The 18,528-nt window shown below is 66.2% G+C and carries 15 protein-coding genes and 1 tRNA gene; 11 read left to right on the top strand and 5 right to left on the bottom strand.

Annotation, left to right across the window (positions count from 1 at the left end; translation table 11 throughout):
• The coding region (locus tag WBB07_RS25605; protein ID WP_526311876.1) for a HAMP domain-containing sensor histidine kinase at positions 1 to 1,139 on the top strand (1,139 nt) is incomplete at its 5' end.
• A gap of 50 nt (positions 1,140 to 1,189) precedes the next feature.
• On the opposite strand, the gene WBB07_RS25610 is transcribed toward WBB07_RS25605, so the two are convergent.
• A tRNA-Tyr gene (locus WBB07_RS25610) sits at positions 1,190 to 1,272 on the bottom strand.
• 160 nt (positions 1,273 to 1,432) lie between these two features.
• Between WBB07_RS25610 and WBB07_RS25615 the strand changes: the two genes are divergently transcribed.
• Complete coding sequence (locus WBB07_RS25615) at positions 1,433 to 1,924, top strand: YajQ family cyclic di-GMP-binding protein (RefSeq protein ID WP_526311878.1); 492 nt, start codon at positions 1,433 to 1,435, stop codon at positions 1,922 to 1,924.
• 1 nt (position 1,925) lies between these two features.
• Here the strand turns inward: WBB07_RS25615 and WBB07_RS25620 are convergent, their stop codons facing one another.
• Entirely contained in the window at positions 1,926 to 3,182 is a 1,257-nt protein-coding gene (locus WBB07_RS25620; RefSeq protein ID WP_526311880.1) for an MFS transporter, read from the bottom strand.
• Positions 3,183 to 3,337: 155 nt separating this feature from the next.
• On the opposite strand from WBB07_RS25620, the gene WBB07_RS25625 reads away from it, so the two are divergent.
• Entirely contained in the window at positions 3,338 to 4,867 is a 1,530-nt protein-coding gene (locus tag WBB07_RS25625; protein ID WP_526311882.1) for a flavin-containing monooxygenase, read from the top strand.
• 9 nt (positions 4,868 to 4,876) lie between these two features.
• On the opposite strand, the gene WBB07_RS25630 is transcribed toward WBB07_RS25625, so the two are convergent.
• Positions 4,877 to 6,223: a PE-PPE domain-containing protein gene (locus WBB07_RS25630; RefSeq protein WP_526311884.1), complete on the bottom strand. Its 1,347-nt coding sequence runs from the start codon at positions 6,221 to 6,223 to the stop codon at positions 4,877 to 4,879.
• Positions 6,224 to 6,606: 383 nt separating this feature from the next.
• Between WBB07_RS25630 and WBB07_RS25635 the strand changes: the two genes are divergently transcribed.
• Entirely contained in the window at positions 6,607 to 8,880 is a 2,274-nt protein-coding gene (locus WBB07_RS25635) for a GAF domain-containing SpoIIE family protein phosphatase (RefSeq protein WP_526311886.1), read from the top strand.
• A gap of 633 nt (positions 8,881 to 9,513) precedes the next feature.
• Here the strand turns inward: WBB07_RS25635 and WBB07_RS25640 are convergent.
• Positions 9,514 to 9,825 carry an ArsR/SmtB family transcription factor gene (locus tag WBB07_RS25640; protein WP_526311888.1) on the bottom strand — a complete coding sequence of 104 codons (312 nt, stop codon included), beginning with the start codon at positions 9,823 to 9,825 and terminating at the stop codon, positions 9,514 to 9,516.
• Between the two features lie 99 nt (positions 9,826 to 9,924).
• On the opposite strand from WBB07_RS25640, the gene WBB07_RS25645 reads away from it, so the two are divergent.
• Together WBB07_RS25645 and WBB07_RS25650 are read left to right on the top strand one after the other, a co-directional pair.
• Entirely contained in the window at positions 9,925 to 11,139 is a 1,215-nt protein-coding gene (locus WBB07_RS25645; protein WP_526311890.1) for an MFS transporter, read from the top strand.
• A gap of 61 nt (positions 11,140 to 11,200) precedes the next feature.
• Positions 11,201 to 12,223, top strand: a complete 1,023-nt coding sequence (locus tag WBB07_RS25650) for an NAD(P)H-dependent glycerol-3-phosphate dehydrogenase (protein ID WP_526311892.1) — start codon at positions 11,201 to 11,203, stop codon at positions 12,221 to 12,223.
• Positions 12,224 to 12,248: 25 nt separating this feature from the next.
• On the opposite strand, the gene WBB07_RS25655 is transcribed toward WBB07_RS25650, so the two are convergent.
• On the bottom strand, positions 12,249 to 12,722 hold the full coding sequence (locus WBB07_RS25655) for an Lrp/AsnC family transcriptional regulator (protein WP_526311894.1): 474 nt from the start codon (positions 12,720 to 12,722) through the stop codon (positions 12,249 to 12,251).
• Between the two features lie 240 nt (positions 12,723 to 12,962).
• Here WBB07_RS25655 and WBB07_RS25660 point away from each other — a divergent pair, with 240 nt between their 5' ends.
• The 5 genes from WBB07_RS25660 to WBB07_RS25680 are packed head-to-tail and all read left to right on the top strand — an operon-like array spanning position 12,963 to position 18,489.
• The gene (locus WBB07_RS25660) at positions 12,963 to 13,757 is read left to right on the top strand and encodes an ABC transporter permease (RefSeq protein WP_526311896.1); all 795 of its coding nucleotides are present in this window, start codon (positions 12,963 to 12,965) and stop codon (positions 13,755 to 13,757) included.
• Positions 13,750 to 14,565, top strand: coding sequence for an ABC transporter permease (locus WBB07_RS25665; RefSeq protein ID WP_526311898.1), 816 nt, complete (start codon positions 13,750 to 13,752; stop codon positions 14,563 to 14,565). Before WBB07_RS25660 ends, WBB07_RS25665 begins: the two co-directional genes overlap by 8 nt.
• Positions 14,562 to 15,680, top strand: a complete 1,119-nt coding sequence (locus tag WBB07_RS25670; protein WP_526311900.1) for a polyamine ABC transporter substrate-binding protein — start codon at positions 14,562 to 14,564, stop codon at positions 15,678 to 15,680. The genes WBB07_RS25665 and WBB07_RS25670 overlap by 4 nt, the downstream gene beginning before the upstream one ends.
• Complete coding sequence (locus tag WBB07_RS25675) at positions 15,677 to 16,933, top strand: M24 family metallopeptidase (RefSeq protein ID WP_526311902.1); 1,257 nt, start codon at positions 15,677 to 15,679, stop codon at positions 16,931 to 16,933. The genes WBB07_RS25670 and WBB07_RS25675 overlap by 4 nt, the downstream gene beginning before the upstream one ends.
• Complete coding sequence (locus tag WBB07_RS25680) at positions 16,930 to 18,489, top strand: amidohydrolase (RefSeq protein ID WP_526311904.1); 1,560 nt, start codon at positions 16,930 to 16,932, stop codon at positions 18,487 to 18,489. Before WBB07_RS25675 ends, WBB07_RS25680 begins: the two co-directional genes overlap by 4 nt.
• Positions 18,490 to 18,528 lie beyond the last annotated feature (39 nt).

Consider the following 18,528-nt stretch of genomic DNA (forward strand, 5'->3'; position numbering starts at 1 on the left):
GCCCGCCACCGCCGCCGCCCCCGCGGGGTGGGCCCGCCCCACCGGTACCGCCCAGACCGCCGCCGCCACCGCCACCGCGCTATACCACCGCAACGGTCATCACCCACCCGCTGCCCGGAGGCGGCCACGTCATCCTGGTGGCCGACACCACCTCGACCACAACGTTGCTCCGCCAACTGCGCATCATCCTGATCGTCTCCGGTGTGGTCGTGCTCGCCATCGCCGCGCTCGGGCTGGCCGTCGTGGTCCGCGCCGCGATGGCGCCGCTGCACCGACTCACCTACGTCGCGGGATCGATCGCCGCCGGGGACCGGGGACGGCGTGTGCATCCGGACCGCCCGGCCACCGAATTAGGCCGCGCCGCCGCCGCATTCGACACCATGCTGGACGCGCTGGAAGACTCCGAGAAGCGCGCCAGGGCGGCCGCGGACACCGCGACCCAAGCCGAATCGACAACACGGCAGTTCCTCGCCGACGCCGCACACGAACTGCGCACACCCATCGCCGGCATTCAGGCCGGCGCCGAGCAGATCGCCTCGGCGGCGGGCCAAATCAGCGACGACCCGGAGTCTGCCCGACAACAACACCGGGCCGATCTGGTGCTCACCGAAGCCCGCCGCGCCGGCAGGCTCGTCGGCGACATGCTCGACCTCAGCCGCATCGACGCCGGGCTGCCGCTGGATCTGCAGGAATGCGATCTTGTCGGCCTGGCCCAAGCCGAACGCGATCGCAGCGCGCTCCTGGCCCCTTCGGTTCAGGTGTCATGCACCGGGGCAACGGCCGTGCCGATCCGGGCAGACCCCAACCGGGTCGCGCAGATCCTGGCCAACGTCGCCGACAACGCGCGTCGCCACACCCCGCCCGGCGGAACGATCGTCATCGACGTCGGTTGCCACGACAACATGGCCCACGTCACGATCACCGACTCCGGAGCCGGCGTGCCGGCGGATCAGTGCGCCCGCATCTTCGAACGGCTGGTGCGCCTCGATGAGGCCCGGGCCCGCGACCGCGGCGGCGCCGGCCTGGGGCTGCCCATCGCCCGTGCGTTGGCCCGCGCCCACGGCGGCGACCTCGTATGTGAGCCGTATCACCCGGGCGCACGCTTCACGCTGCGCCTGCCGACGGGAGGGAGTCGGTGACGCCCCCACAAACACGTCAGGCCCCCTCCGAAGAGGGGGCCTGATCAGTGTGGCAGGTACAGGATTCGAACCTGTGTAGGCGTTAGCCGACGGATTTACAGTCCGCTCCCATTGGCCGCTCGGGCAACCTGCCGGGTCCGCACCCACCCGTACCGTTTCAAGGGCGGGCTACTCCGCAGAGCTTGTTCTCGCTCCGCATCGTGACCCTCCGGGTTTGGTGCGACATGAAGGTTACAACGAGGATGTACCGAATACGAAAACGGCCACCGATCGAGCAGAGGGGAATGTGTCCAATGGCGGATTCATCGTTTGACGTTGTGAGCAAAGTCGACCGGCAGGAAGTCGACAACGCACTGAATCAAGCAGGCAAGGAACTGGCCACCCGGTTCGACTTCCGCGGCACCGAAACCACCATCGCGTGGAAGAGCGACGAGGTGATCGAGCTGGTCAGCTCCACCGAAGAGCGCCTCAAGGCCGCAGTCGACGTGTTCAAGGAGAAGCTGGTCCGCCGGGACATCTCCATGAAGGCGTTCGACGCCGGCGATCCGCAGCCCTCCGGTAAGACGTTCAAGGTCTCCGGCACCCTCAAGCAGGGCATCAGCAGCGAGGAAGCCAAGAAGATCACCAAGCTCATCCGCGACGAGGGCCCCAAGGGCGTCAAGGCGCAGATCCAGGGTGAGGAGATCCGGGTGAGCTCCAAGAGCCGTGACGACCTGCAGACCGTTCAGTCGCTGCTGCGCGGCGCCGACCTCGACGTCGCACTGCAGTTCGTCAACTACCGGTAGTTCAGGACCGCAGTGCCACCGGCCCGGGACGATTCAGTACCCGGGCCGGGCACAGCAGCGCCACCGCGGCGGTGACGACGGCAGCCACCACAAACGCCACCCGCACCGAGACCGTATCGGCGGTCGATCCCAGCAGCGCGGCCGCGATCGGCCGCGATCCGAGGAAACCGACCAGCCACAGTGACATGATCCGGCCCCGGTACTCGTCGGGCACCCGGGACTGCACCAGGGTGCTCAACCCCGTCATCCCCCACGAGAACCCGCACCCGGTCACGGCGAACGCCGCCAGCACCCCCGCCGTCCACGGGCTGGCCGCGACGCCCCCCGAGCCCAACGCCATCAGCCACAGCCCGCCGGCGGCCGTAGTGCCCGCTGACACGCGACTGGCGGCCAGCGCCTGCGCCACCAGACCCAAGGCGGCCCCGACACCGAACGCGGCCGTGAGAGCGCCCACCAGAGCGGTGCCGCCGTCGAGCTCGGCGGCCATCGACGGCGCCAGCGTCATCGATGGGTCCGCGGCGAAACCGACCACGGAGACACCGAGCAGCATCAGGAACAGCGGACGGTCGGCCCAGACGTAGCGCAGGGCGGCTCGCACCCGGTAGTCGGTGTTCGCGGCGTGCTGCTTGGGCCGCGGGAACGTCACCGGCAGCAGCATCACGATGAACGCCAGGTGGGTCGCGGCGCTGGCACCGAAAGCGGCGGTGGGCCCCAGATGGGCCAGTACCAGCGCCCCGAGCACCGGGCCGCCGATCCGCGCCACCGTCAGCGGGACGGTGTTGAGGTTCATCCCGATCGACAGCTCACCGGGGCGCAACAGCGAGGGCACGATGGACTGCATCGCGGGTCCGCCGACCACAAAGCCGACCCCGACCACCGCCGACGCACCGATGATCGGCAGCGCCGCGGCCAGCCCCTGCGGATCGGTGGTCACAAACGACCACACCGCCAAGGCGCCGGAGCCCACCAGACACACAACCCGGCCGATCATCACCTGCCGGATCGGGTCGCCCCGGTCGGCCCACTTGCCCGCCAACGGGTTGAGCACCATCTGCGGCACGAACATCGCCACGCCGAGCAGCCCGACCATCAGCGCGGACCCGGTGGCGTCGAACACCACGACGGCGGCCACCAGATTGTGGGTCCACACCCCGGCCGCGCTGAGCAGCTTGCCCCAGAACAGGACTCCGAACGCGGGATCCATCAACAATCGGAAGGCATTGCGCGGCGGCGCCGAAACGACCGTTTCCGCGGTCATGCCGGCACCTGCTCGCGATAACTCACCTTGTTTACATAGCACATAAATGTTTTGGGGCCGAAGTCTCCAACGTGGGCACTGGCCGAACCAACTGGCCGATGCCTAGGCTGAAGTGACGAGTACCACACCTTGTTCCGGGGAAGCGAGGGCGCCGCGTGAGTTCAGCCGACCAGACCCAACAAACCGAGGACGTTCTCGAAGACGTCGACGTGGTGATCGTCGGCGCCGGATTCTCCGGGATCGGCGCCGCGTACCGGATCACCGAACGCAACCCCGGCCTGACCTACGTCGTCCTGGAACGTCGCGAACGCCTGGGCGGCACCTGGGATCTGTTCCGCTACCCCGGCGTGCGCAGCGACAGCAGCATCTTCACGCTGAGTTTCCCGTGGGAACCCTGGACCCGGCGCGACCACATGGCCGACGGCGACGATATCCGCCACTACCTGCAGGACACCGCACACAAGCACGGCATCGACCGTCACATCCACTATCGCAGTCACGTCCGCTCCGCCGACTGGGACTCGACCACGGACACCTGGACCGTCCGGACCGACACCGACGGGCAGCCCAAGACCTACCGGACACGGTTTGTCTTCTTCGGCAGCGGCTACTACAACTACGACTCCGGCCACACACCGGATTTTCCTGGTATCAACAGCTTCGGCGGTCAGGTGGTCCACCCACAGTTCTGGCCCGAGGACCTCGACCACGCCGGCAAACGGGTTGTCGTGATCGGCAGTGGCGCCACCGCGATCTCGCTGGTCCCCGCTTTGGCGCGCACCGCCGCGGCGGTGACGATGCTGCAGCGCTCGCCCAGCTACGTGCTGTCCGGCCCTCGCGTCGACCCGCTCACCGAGCTGATACGAAAAAAGTTTCCGCGCAACATTTCTCACAGCTTCGCAAAGTGGCGCAACGCACTCGTAGAAGGCCTGGTCTGGTTCGTCGCACGGACCTTCCCACGGATGGCCGCCCGGTTCCTCCGGCGTCAGGCCACGGCCAGCCTGCCGGTCGGCTATCCCGTCGACGTGCACTTCAAACCCCACTACAACCCCTGGGACCAACGACTGTGCGTGGTGCCCGACGGGGACCTGTACGCGGCGATCAGCTCCGGCCGCGCCCACATCGCCACCGACCACATCGATCACTTCGATGCCACCGGAATCGCATTGCGCTCGGGCGGACATCTCGACGCCGACATCGTCGTCACCGCGACCGGCCTGCAACTACTGGCACTCGGGGGTGTCCGCCTCAGCGTCGACGGCGCCGAGATCACCCCCCAGGAGCGCTTTGTCTACAAGGCACACCTGCTCGAGGACGTCCCCAACCTGGCGTGGTGCGTCGGCTACACCAATGCATCGTGGACGCTGCGCGCCGACATGACAGCACAATCAGTCGCGAAGTTGCTGGCGTACATGAACTCTCGCGGATACACCCATGCCTTTCCTCATCTGGGTGACCGACCGATGCGGGAGAAGCTGGCCTGGGACATCAAAGCCAACTACGTGCTGCGCAACCCGCACGCCCTACCCAAGTCGGGCACCAAGCGGCCGTGGAACGTGCGGCAGAACTTCTTCACCGACGCCATCGACCACCGGTTCGACCACATCGACGAATCCATGATCTTCGGCCGCGCCGCCGACGTGCGGCCGGCTCCGCTGCACCGGGAGATTCCGGCCAGCGCGTGAGAGCCCGGCTCAGCTGCCGGCGGTAACCGGTGTGTCGACGCGGGTGCCCTCGGAGTTGTTACCAGAAGCGCCGGTGTTACCGGCGCGGGCCGAACGCCGATCCGACCGGTCCCGGGTGACCGAGCCGACGGCGTCGTCCGAACGGTCACGATGCAGCCGCAGCCGCCGCTGCACGCCACTGTCGCGCTTCACCTTGCCCTCGGCGGCATCGGCTTCGGGTGCGCTCTCGGCTTCGGTAGCGCTCCCTGCGTCGGCAGAGTGAGTTTTCGTGGCGGTACGAGTGGTGCGCGCAGCCGGGGCGATCGGGGCGCCCCCTGGCTCCGATACCGCAGTGCCGCCGGCGATCTCGGCCGCCTCCGGGGCAGCGCCGGCACGGTCACCCGATTCGGGCAGCGTCGGCTCCGGCTCGATCACCGGCGGAGGCGGGGGCGTGAAGACCAGGCGCCCATGCTGGATTCGTGGCCCGAGATTCGGGGTCATCGACGAGTAACCGGCCGCGACGATCGGCATCAACGCCTTGTCGATCTCGGCGACCATCCAGCCTGGCACTCCGAGCTGGCGCAACGGCCTGGTGACCGGAAGCTCATCCCGGGGCACTAGGTAGGTCGTCGTGACGCCGCCCAGGGAGTTGGTGACCCGCGAGACCAGAATCGCCTGCGACACACTGTCGAGCGCCGTCTGCGAATGATCGTTGGTCCCATTGACCGTGTACACGGCGCCCATCACCGCATTGGCAACAGCGAGCAGATTCCACGGACGATCCGGCGGGTTGGCCCACCCATCCCACTGCTCATTGACCACCACGACGTTGTACTGACTCTCCGGCACCGGACCGAATGTCTGACCGATGAACGGGATCGTCACGCCACGCAGGTACATGTCACCAACGCCGCGCACCATCCCACCGAACAAGTAGAAGGTCACATCCCCCGGCAGTGGCGCATCCGGGGCACTCTGCAGATACCGCAGCTCCCTCTCGACCACCAGCGTGCCCTGGCTGAGGGCGGCGACCACCACGGGCTCGCCACCCTGCAGTTCTTTCAAGATCGCGGCGTGGAGTAGTTGTTGTCCGATGTCGGTCGACTGATCAGCCGTCAACGCGCCCGGACCGGACACGATCCCCAATTGGGCCGGGTAGGCCAGCGGGACCGGCGTGGTTCCGGGCAGCCAGTTCTGGCCGACCTGCGACGCGAAGTCGAGCCAGCCCTCCTGGGTGAAGCCGGAGGCGGCCATCATCTGATCCAGAATCGGCCACTGCGTAGGGCGTCCGCCGTTCAACCCGATTCGTGTCTGCGCGGCGACCAGCACCCCTGGTCCGGTGACAACCAGTGCGACCGCGACCAATATGGCCGCCACCCAACGCCGACCCATCCGTTTCGCCGATTGTCGGCTTGCCAGTAGACGAACTTCGCGTGACATCACTACCCCCCATGACACGAACCGAGAGCAGCTCCCCGATTCGCTGCCCCTCACGGAATCCCGCCGCATCACATGATGACGGCTGTCCCCCAACCATGACCCCATTGCCAGCAAGTCATATCGACGGTCGAAATAGTAACCTGCAGACACCCAAAGCCGGTGCCGATACGACGATATGACGATTAGCTGCCCGCGGCGGTAGCCACCTTCGCCCCAGGCACCGACGACCGTCCACGCCCACGTGAAATGCACACAATCGCCGTCTGCGGTCGGCGAAGAATGCATACTTGGGACGGAATTCGTTCGGCCGAGCCGTACGCATGGCGAGCCGCGAAAGGGACGTGTTGCCAACAACACCGGAGGGGCCACCGACCGAGGACCTCGTTCCGGTCGGCACCCCCATCGACCTGGACAACTGTGCCCGCGAACCGATCCACAGCCCGGGCAGCATCCAGCCCCGCGGTGTCCTCGCCGTGGTGCGCGAACCGGATTTCGAAGTCCGTCAGGTCAGCGCCAACGTCACCGAGCTACTCGGCCGCCCGGTCGAGGCGGTGCTGGGACGGCACTTGTCGGCACTCATCGGAGTCGACCAGGCCGCGCGCATCGAACAGGCCAGTTCGACGTTCAGCGATCTGCGCCAACGCAACCCGCTCGACTGTGAGATCGAGGTCCACGGCCGGCCACGGCCCTTCGACGCGATCCTGCACCGCGAGCCGGGTGGAGTGCTGCTCGTCGAGCTCGAAATCGCCTACGGTGAACGACCTTTCTCGTTCCCCAACACCTATCAAGCGGTACGGGGGGCGGTCGAGGAACTCAACCGCGCCGGCACCCTGGCCGACCTGTACAACAGCACCGCCCGCGCCGTACGCAAACTCACCGGGTTCGACCGGGTGATGGTGTACCGCTACGACGAGGACTACAACGGAGAGGTCGTCGCCGAAGCCAAACGCGAGGACCTCAACTCATTCCTCGGGCTGCACTATCCAGCCACTGATATCCCGGCGCAGGCGCGCGCGCTGTACGAGAAGAACTGGATCCGGCTGATCTCGGACGTCGGCTACACACCCGCACCACTGGTTCCGGCGGGGGCACCGCTGGATCTCACGCACGCCACCCTGCGCAGCGTCTCACCGATCCACATCGAATACCTGCGCAACATGGGAGTGCAGGCGTCGATGTCGATCTCACTGCTGCGACGCGGTCAACTGTGGGGGCTGATCGCCTGCCACCACTACGCCGGTCCGCACCTACCGCCGTACGGCACTCGGGCGGCGGCGGAGTTCCTGGGTTCCACACTGTCGCTTCGCCTGGTCGACCAGGCCGAAGGTGACCAACTGCACAAGCAACTGGCCGCGCAGGCCGCGCTGACAAAACTGACCGGGGCCGCTCTGGAGAACAGCACGCCATTGGCGCGGGCACTGCTGAGGGATACCGATCTGCTGGATCTGGTCGCCGCCGAGAGCGTCGTCGTCGGCATCGGCGGCGAGATCCGGGTTCGCGGGTCGGCTCCCCCACCCGAGGTCGTCACTGCCGTCGCCGCCTGGGCGCGCGGTGCGGACGACGAGATCGCCACCACCGAATGCCTGTCGCGCGAACTGCCCGAACTCGATATCGATCCGCAGGTGGCCGCAGGTGCGCTGGCACTCAGGCTGCCCGACCAGCAGTACATCATCTGGTTCCGGCGCGAAGTGATCCGCTCCGTGGACTGGGGTGGCGATCCGCACAACAAAGCGATCGCGGTCCAGGAAGGCGACGAGGTCCGGCTCAGCCCACGCAAATCATTCGAGCGTTGGCGTGAGATCGTGCATCAGCGCAGCGATCCATGGACCTCCGGGGAAACCGGCTCCGCAGAAGCGCTGCGCCGCCATCTGGTCGAGTCGCTGTACCACCGCTCGCAGGCCGCACTACGGGTAGCCGAGACTTTGCAACGCAGCCTGCTGCCCGCATCGATCCCGACGCTGGATCGCTGGCAACTCTCTGCGCACTACGAACCCGCTGCCGGCGACCGGGTCGGCGGTGACTGGTACGACGCGTTCACACTGCGTGACGGCCGGTTGATCGTGCTGCTCGGGGACGTCGCCGGGCACGGCATCACCGCCGCGGGAACCATGGCGCAGCTCCGCAATGCCCTACGTGCCCAGTTGTTCGCCGGCGCGACACCCGCCGATGCTTTGAGCCAACTCAACGATTTCTGTGTGCACCTGCTGCCGCGGGCATTCGCCACCGTGCTGGCAGTGCGGGTCGATCTGGACACCGGACGGGTGGAGGCCGCCTCGGCCGGGCAGTTGATGCCGTTCATGACAAACTGCTCGACGCCGGCGGTCCCGGCACCGATACAGCTGTCACCGCCGATCGGTGTCGGCAAGGGCGCGACCTATCACCCCAGCGTGTTCACCGTCGAAACCGGGCACGGGCTGGTGCTGTTCTCCGATGGCCTCGTCGAACGCCGCCGCCAAACCATCGATGACGGGCTGGAACGGCTGGGCCAGATCCTCGGAAGTGCCGGCGACAAACCGGCCTCCTGGATCTGGCAGACCATGGCAGCGGGCTGGACCGACGATGACGTCACCGTCGTCACGCTGCGGCGACGCTGATCGAAAGACGGCGGTCGCGGCGTAGGGCACCACACTTTCAGATGGGGACAGCGACATGTCGACCCCTCGACGACATCGGCTGCCACCGCTTCCAGCCGGTGACCAGCGCCGCAACCACCGCGACACCTCATGCTCGGGGGCGGGCTCTGGGAAGTATCGGGAGCCGCGCGGGTGAACTCAGGGTCCATCTCCGTTGACGCGACCGACATCGCAGGGTCGATGCCGGAAGCTTGAGGCGTGTGCCGCCACCAGTCCGCATATGCCACTCTCTCGAGCAACCCCCGCGATTGAACAAAAAGGAGATTACGCGACCCGCGACACTTTTGCACACTTTCGGCACCGCTGAATGAATCTGGTGCATCCTGGCGAAAATCTGCAGGTATTTGCCGCGTTTGCCAGGACAGGCCGGAAGAACCCGGTGAAATCACCCGACCGGCAGCGGTAACCCGACTTCGAGAAAAGTAGCTCTGTTAACGAACTTCGGCAAACATGAACATGCCTGCTCGGTACTTTTTCGCGCGGCCTACGGGCACGCTACACCGACGGTGGGCAACGCCGGACCCGATCCGCAGCGCGCCCCAATCCACAGCGCACCCGATTCACAGCGAACTCATTTTGCGGGCTCAGATCAGGTCAACCGGCGCGATTCACGCCCTCCACTACCGCCGACAACAGTCCCGGAATCGCGGCCTCGACATCGCCGGTCCGTAACCGCTGCCGCACACCTCCATCGGAAACCACCCGGTCGACGAGCCCGGCCTCACGCAGGATCTTGAAATGGTGGGTGGCCGTCGACTTGTTGATGCCGTCATACAGCGACGCGCACTGCATCGGAGCAGCGGCGTTGTACAGCCGGCGCACCATTTCCAACCGGACCGGATCCTGCAGGGCTGCCAACACTTGATGAACCGGAGCCACCGGATGGTGCAAAACCTCGGTCGTCATGCTGTGTCCTTCGCCACCGGAAAATCCGTTTGATGATCATCAAACCGGGCGTAGGCTCAGCCCGGTTCGATAACCATCAAACTTACTCCAGGAGGGGCCATGTCGCCGGCCCAGGCGGACCCGACCACGCGGACCGACACCCAGCGTTGGGCCTACCCACTGCTGCTGGTGCTGTGCGGAGTGGCCCTCGGCGTGTCCGGGCTCCCCGCCCCCCTCTACGGCATCTACGAATCCACCTGGCATCTCACACCACTGGCCACCACCATCGTCTTCGCGGTGTACGCGCTTGCCGCACTGATCGCAGTGTTGGTGTCCGGAAGGATCTCCGACGTCATCGGCCGCAAGCCCGTACTCCTCGGCGCACTGATCGCGCTGATCGTCGGGTTGGTGCTGTTCCTACTGGCCGAGGACATCGTCCTGCTCCTGGTGGCGCGCGCCGTCCATGGAGCCGCCGTCGGCTCCATCGTGGTGGCCGCCGCCGCGGCCCTGCTGGACCTACGCCCCCAGCACGGCCTGCGCTCCGGCCAACTCAGCGGAGTCAGCTTCAACATCGGCATCGCCGTGGCAATCGTCGCCTCCTCCGTACTCGCCCAGTACGCACCGCACCCGCTGCGCACCCCGTACGCCGTCGTGGCCGCCGTCTGCGCCGTTGTCGGGATCGGCGTCCTGATGCTGCGCGAAACGCACACCACCCGCTCGGCAGGCCCGATCCGCATCTCCAAACCCGCTGTACCACAAGAGATCAAAGCCGACTTCTGGTTTGCCGCGCTCGGTGCGATGGCGTCCTGGTCGGTGCTGGGAGTGCTGCTGTCGCTGTACCCGTCACTGGCCGCGCACCAGACCCACATCGACAACCTGCTGTTCGCCGGCGGGGTCGTCGGCATCACCGCATTCGCTGCCGCGCTGGCACAGCTGGCCGCCACCAAGGTCCCCGCGCACCGCGCCGCGATCCTGGGCGATATCGGCATGGCGGTATCGCTGGTCGTGACAATCCCGGTGCTGATGCTGCACTCGTGGGTCCTCGTGTTCGCCGCGGCGGCGCTGCTGGGCGCAACATTCGGGCTCGGATTCGGCGGGTCGCTGCGGCACCTGTCGAAAGTGGTGCCTGCGGGCCAGCGCGGCGAAACCATGTCGGCGTTCTACCTCCTGGCCTACACCGCGATGGCCATCCCCACGGTCCTGGCCGGCTGGGCCGCCACCCACTGGACCCTGGCCGCGGTCTTCCCCTGGTTCGCGGCACTGGTGGCACTGGCGTGCCTGGCCGCGGCAGCCATCGGTGCCTACACCATGCGTCCAGCCAGGATCGAGGCCTGAGCAGTCGGCCGACTTTGCGAAGTTCACCTGAATCAGCAGCGGTGGCAATACCCTGATCGCCATGGCTGCCGCACAACGTGAACCCAAGGTCGTCGTGCTCGGTGGTGGTTCCTGGGGAACCACCGTCGCGTCCATCTGCGCCCGGCGCGCGCCGACGCTGCAATGGGTGCGTTCCCAGGACACCGCCACCGACATCAACGACAACCATCACAACTCGCGATACCTCGGTGATGTGGTTCTGCCCGAATCATTGCGCGCCACCACCGATTTCTCCGAGGCCGCCAACTGCGCCGACGTGATCGTCATGGGAGTGCCCTCACACGGATTCCGGGGGGTGCTCGGCGAATTGGCTCGCGAACTGCGCCCCTGGGTTCCGGTGGTGTCACTGGTCAAAGGGCTCGAGCAGGGCACCAACCTGCGGATGAGCCAGATCGTCGATGAGGTGCTGCCCGGGCATCCCGCCGGAATCCTGGCCGGACCCAACATCGCCCGCGAGGTCGCCGACGGCTACGCCGCCGCGGCGGTCCTGGCCATGCCGGATCAGCATCTGGCGGCAAACCTGGCAGATCTGTTCCGCACCAAACGGTTCCGCACATACACCACCGACGATGTGTGCGGCGTGGAGATGGCCGGAGCACTGAAGAACGTCTACGCCATCGCCGTCGGCATGGGCTACTCACTGGGGATAGGTGAAAACACCCGGGCAATGGTGATGGCCCGCGCAGTGGCCGAGATGTCGAAGCTCGGCGTGGCACTCGGCGGGCAGCGCGACACCTTCGCCGGCCTGGCCGGGATGGGCGACCTGATCGTCACCTGCACTTCGCAGCGCAGCCGCAACCGTCACGTCGGCGAAGAACTCGGTTCCGGAAAGTCGATCGACGAGATCATCGCCGCAATGAACCAGGTCGCCGAGGGCGTCAAAGCATCCAGCGTCATCATGGAGTTCGCCGACAAGTACGGCATCCCCATGCCGATTGCGCGCGAGGTCGACGGCGTGATCAACCATGGCTCCTCCGTCGAGCAGGCCTACCGCGGATTGATCGCCGAGACGCCGGGCCACGAGGTGCACGGGACGGGGTTCTGACCTCGGCACCACCCCTTCGGGGCGGCTACTCCGTCGTGGGCCAGACGCCGGACTGATAGTTCAGCTTGAGCAGCTTCAGATACACCAGCGTCTCGACCGCGTCCACCGAGTCAATGGTCCGAATGGACCCGTCGATCACCGACAACAAGTGCGCGCCGTCCCGGCAGGACACCTCGATCAGGATGTCGTAGACACCGGCGGTGGCGACGGCAAACGTCACCTCCGCGATATCACGCAACGCCGCGCACACCCCGTCCACATCCCCACGGGTCTTGACAGCCAGCATCGACGTGAACCGGCCGCGCCCCACCGGATTGGTGACGGCCACGATCTGCATGTGACCCTGCTCGGTCAGTCGCTGCAGCCGTTGCCGCACCGTGGCCTCCGAGACACCTACCTCTTTGGCGATCGCCGCGTACGTCTTGCGCCCGTCCGACCGTAATGAATCGACGATCGCCGCCGAGATCCGATCCAGCGCGCCGTCGGAATCTTCCGACACCCCAATCCCCCCTCAATTCGTATTCATTTCTGCGGATTTAGAAAAAGCATAGGTAGATATTGCCAAGAATCCGCGCCCGAGCTACTGAATCAGTAAGTTTTCTCCTACGAAACATTCGGAAAACAAATCGACGCGACGCTAAGTCACGTCATCGTCCACACGTCATCGTCCGATAGTCATCCGAGGAAGGGTTCGATGAGAGCTGGCTGGCGGTGGAGCCTACTGCCCGGGTCGGTATGGATGACGTGCTTTTACCTGATTCCGCTGGCATTGATCGTCGCCGCGTCCATCGCCACCCCGGACATGATCGGCCGCCCGATCTACGGCTGGTACACCGACAACTTCACGATGGTCTTCCAATCCACCTACCTGCCGGTCGTGCTGCGCACCTTCGGGTACGCCACCATCGCCACCGCGCTCTGCCTGCTCATCGGCTACCCGTGCGCCTATGCCATCTCCCGCTACGGTGGACGCGCCAAACCGATACTCCTGCTGGCCATCCTGGTGCCGTGGCTGGCCGACTACCTGGTGCGCATCTACGCCTGGGTCCAACTCCTGGGCCGCGACGGCCCGGCCAACGCCCTTTTGACCCGACTCGGGTTGGGACCGGTCAACCTCATCGGCAACGTGTACGCACTCAACCTCGGCCTGGTGTACAGCTTCTTGCCGTTCATGATCCTGGCGGTGTTCCTGGCCGTCGAACGAATGGACTGGCGGCTGGTCGAAGCCGCACACGATCTGCATGCCGGCCCGGTCCGCGCCTTCACCACCATCGTGGTTCCCCGCACCGCGGGCGGTATCGCCGCCGGCTGCCAGCTGGTGTTCCTGCTCAGCCTCGGCGACTTTGCCGTGGCCCAGTTCCTCGGCGGCTCCACCTACATGATGGGTAACCTCATCCGTGATCAGCTGGCCACCGCGGGATCCCTGCCGTTCGGAGCGGCACTGACCGTCACCCTGCTCACCGGCATGTTGGCCTTCATCGTGTTGGTCGCCCTGGCAGCCAAGACCACCCGAACACTGGTCCGCCGTGGCTGATCGCACCCGCATGCCCGCCGGGCTGGCCATTGTTGTCGGTGCTGTCCTGGTGTTCCTGGACCTGCCGCTCGTGGTCATCATGCTGTTCTCGTTCAACTCCTCGAAGTCGTTGTCCGACTTCGAGGGATTCAGCATGCGCTGGTACAGCCAGGCGGCGGGAAATCCGGAAGTGACCTCGGCGCTGCTGCTGAGCCTCGGAGTGGCCGCCGCGGCGACCGCACTGGCCGTGGTGATCGGCACCCTGCTGTCCTTCGGTTTCGTCTACGGATCCCGCCGCATCACCAGACCCATCGAAGCGGTCACCCTGTCCACGCTGATCACACCGGAACTGGCCACCGCCGTCGGCCTGATGACACTGTTCGCCACCGCGCGCGTGCCGCTGTCGACCACCACGCTGGTCATCGGGCACGCCACCTTCACACTGGTCTACGTCACCGTGCTGGTCGGAAACCGGCTACGCACCCTGAACCCCAGCCTCGAAGAAGCGGCCGCCGATCTCGGAGCCGGCCACACGCGGGTCTTTGCCACCGTCGTGTTCCCCCAACTACGTTCGGCCATCGCCGGTGCCGCGGCGCTGGCGTTTGTGCTGTCCTTCGGCGACTTCGTCACATCGGTTTTCCTGACCGGCACCGAAGTCGCTCCGCTCCCGGTTCGCATCTACGGCATGTTGCGCTTCGGTCTGACACCGGAGATCAACGCGATCGGCACGACCATGGTGATCGTGACCGTCAGCATCGGCGTGGTCGGGGTCTGGCTACAACGCTCCAAAAACGCATCCCCAGCACACCAAATCAAGGAGGCCCGGTGAACCCCACCACGAACCGACGCAGGTTCCTCTTCATGAGCGGCGGTGCCGCTGCGGCACTCTGGTTGACCGCATGTGGCCAGAACAGCGGCACCCAAACCGCAGCCGACCTGCAGCCACCCACCCCCGAAATCGACGGCGACCTGGCCTACTACGCGCCCACCGGATACGTTCCCGACGACGTGCTGGCCGCCTTCGAAGCCGAATACAACGTCAAGATCAACCAGACCTACTTCTCCACCGTCGACGAGATGATCCAGAAGCTGGGCGCGGGAGCGTCTTACGACATCACGTTCATGCCGTCGAACTTCTTTGCCCGCGCCACCGCCGCCAACCTGCTGCTGCCGATCGATCACTCCACAATGCAGAACTGGGGTGAGGTCACCGAGTTGTTCAACGATCCCCCCTTCGAACCCAATGCCCAGCATCTCGCCGGCCCCTACGCCATGGGTGGCATCGGACTGGCTTACCGAAAGAGCAAGGTCGGCAACCTCTCCGGATCATGGAATGACCTCTGGGACATCGCCCCGCGCCTGGACCGGCGGGCGTTCATCTTCGACGACGTCACGGTGTCGATGACGATGGCATTGGGTCGGCTCGGGCTGCCCACCGATACCGACAGCACCGACGACCTCAACCAGGCGGCCGAGTCGTTGATCGAGCTACGCCGCAGCCTCGGAGGATTCGGCAGTTCCGCAGGTGAAAAACTGTCCAACGGTGAAGCTGACCTGTTGATGAACTACACCGGCGCGACCTTCACCACCCTGAAGGAAGCATCGTTCGCCGACGACATCGGTTTCGAATTCTGCAAGGAGACATTGGCGTTCAACTCCGACTGTCTCGCCATCCCGGCATCGGCACAGCATCCCGGCACCGGGCTGATGTTCGCCGACTTCCTGCTCCGCCCCGACAACATGGCCAAGATCGTCGACTTCGTGGGCTACCCCATCGCCACCAAGACGGGTTTGTCCACCTACTCGACGCTGATCGAGCAGTACCCGTTCCTCGATTACGACGAGACGGTGCTGTCGGATCCCAGCATCTGGCTGGCCTCCCTGCAGAATCAGCAACTCACCGCCTGGAATCAGGCCTGGACACGGGTCAAAGCATCCGCGTGACACCTCGATACCGCTCCCAGGCCGACGCGATGGTGTTGCGCCGACTCATCGCCGACACCTACGCCGAGGTCGCCGAGGAGACACCGCGACCCGCATTCTCCGCCGACGAGTACGACCGCCGGCGGGTCCGGCTACGGGCCGCCGCGGCCGACGCCGGGTTCGATCTGGTGGTGGTCAGCTCACCGGACGGCATGTGTTGGCTGCACGGCTACCAATCCCGTTGGTATCGGGCGCATTCCTCGTCCCGTTGGCCGGCGCACCAGTGCACGGTGCTGAACGTCGACAGCGGCGCGATGGTGGTCTACGACGTCGAACACCACGACTACCTGCTACGCCGCACCTCGGTGGCCCAGGACATCCGGCTGAGCAAACGCGACGACGGCGACAGCCTGCTGCAGTTCCTGATCGACGATCTGCGAGCCCGTAACTGGCTCACCGGCCGAGTCGGCCTGGAGATGCGCAGCCACGTGCCCAACCGGGTGACCAGCGAGGCGATACAGGCCGCCTTCGAAGCCGAGGGCGCCACGGTGGCCGACGCCAGCGCCGTGACCCGGGCGGTGCGGTTGATCAAGTCCCCCGCCGAGATCACCATGATGGAGCGCGCAGCGGCGTTGTGCGACATCGGGTTACGGGCACTTCAAGCCGACGTCCGCGCCGGCATGACAGAAAAACAGGCGTGGGGTCTGATGGTGGCGGCAATGGCCGGTGCGGGCGGTGAACCCGCCGCGCTCCACGAATCGGTGGTGGTGGGCCCCATCGAACTCGGCCATGCCTACGCCTCCGACCGGGTGATCACCCGCGGCGATGTGCTGTGCGCCGACCCATGCGGGGTGGTCAATCGCTACCACGCCAACATCGAACGCTGGTTTGTCGTCGGCCAAGAACCCAGCGACGAGCTGTACCGGTTGGCCGAGATCGAGGCCAAGGCGTTCGACATCCTGTGTACCGAAGCCGCCGACGGTGTTCCGGTCGAGGACGTGACCCAGGAGATCGAGGCCCACATCCGCGATTCCGGTCTGTGGGGTCTGCACGACTGGAACGGCGGCTACGAAATGGGCATCTCGTTCCCACCGGACTGGGTGGGCGAATGGACCTTCACCGTCGGCGAATCCACCGATGACGTGTTCAAAGCCGGTGTGGTGACCAACTACGAGAGCATCGTGTTGTATCCGATGATCGACACCGTCGTCTTCGGGACCGACGGGGCGCGCACGCTGTCCACCCTGCCCCTGGACGTATTGCGGGCCGGATGAGCCGGGCCACCACATTCGTCGGACGGGTGTTCACCGCCGACCCGAAACAGCCGTGGGCACAGTCGATCACCATGCAGGACGGCCGGATCACCGCAGTCGACTCGCCGGACGGCGAGATCATCGAGGTGCCGGGGCTGATCTGCCCGGCATTCCACGACGCGCACATCCACCTACTGGAGGGTGCGCTGTTCGACCTGTGGGTCAACCTGCACGACGTACCCGCCGACGAGTACGTGCCCGTCATCGCAGCGGCTGCGGCGAACCTGCCCACCGACGCGTGGGTACGCGGCGGCGGCTGGAGCATGGCGGCCTTCCCGGGCGGCAACCCCGACGGACGCATCCTCGACGCCGTCACCGGCGGGCGCCCGGCCTACCTCACCGCGCGCGACGGGCACAGCGCCTGGGTGAACTCCATCGCGCTGCGACGGGCCGGCATCACCGCCACCACACCGGACCCGCCGGGCGGGCGCATCGGACGTGACCGCCGCGGCCGGCTCACCGGGGTACTGCACGAGACAGCCATGCGAGCGGTCCGCGAGCAGCTGCCGGAGATCACCGGCGCCGAGTGGGCGGCAGCCCTGGATTTGGGCCAGCGTTACCTGCACTCGCTGGGAATCGGCGGGTGGCAGGACGCCCGCCTGTCGACACCGATGCTGCAGGCCTACGTCGACGCCGAGAAAGCCGGCGTCCTGCGGGCGCGGGTGACCGCCGCCATGCATTGGGACCCGGCCTACGGTGTCGAACAGATCGACGGGCTGGTCGCGGCCCGCGAATTGGCTGGCGACTGCCTGGTGCAGGCCTCCATGGTGAAGATCTTCGTCGACGGGGTGGTGGAGAACCAGACGGCGGCATTACACGAGCCCTACTGGGGCTCACAGTCCCACGGTGCTCCGCTGTATGACCCCGAACACCTGAATGCTGCGGTCCGCACCTGCGTCGAACACGGTTTCTCGCTGCACGTGCACTCCATCGGGGATGCGGCCACCACCGCGGCGTTGGATGCGTTCGAGGCTTCCCGCCGCCCTGGGTTGCGCCACCAGATCTGCCATCTGCAGGTGGTGTCGCCTGCCGATGTGCCGCGCTTCGCCGAACTCGACGTGATCGCCAATGTCCAGGCGCTGTGGGCCTGCCGTGACGAACAGAACGTCACGCTGTGTGCACCCGCACTCGGTGACAGCCGGTTCGAAGCGCAATACCCCTTCGGCGACCTCAAGCGGGCCGGTACCCGGATGGCGTTCGGCAGCGACTGGCGGGTCAGCACCCCGAATCCACTGCCTCAGATCGAGGTGGCGATGACACGACGCCCACCCGGTGACACCACGACCGCTGCGCTGGGCCCGGAGCAGGGCCTGGATCTGAGCACGTGTCTGTCGGGATTCACCCGGGAAGCCGCTTACGCCGCCGGGATCGATCACCACACCGGCATGCTCCGCGTCGGCCGCGACGCCGACGTCGTCCTTCTGGACACTGATCCGTTTGCCGTCGACCCCGCCGAGCTCGGCGCCGTGCGGGTGGTCGCGACCTATGTCCGCGGCGAGCTGATGTACTGCCGCTGATCTTGCCCAGGCTCTTTCCCAGGCGCGAGCGCACACTTT

This window comes from Mycobacterium sp. (assembly GCF_049647605.1).
GTDB lineage: Bacteria > Actinomycetota > Actinomycetes > Mycobacteriales > Mycobacteriaceae > Mycobacterium.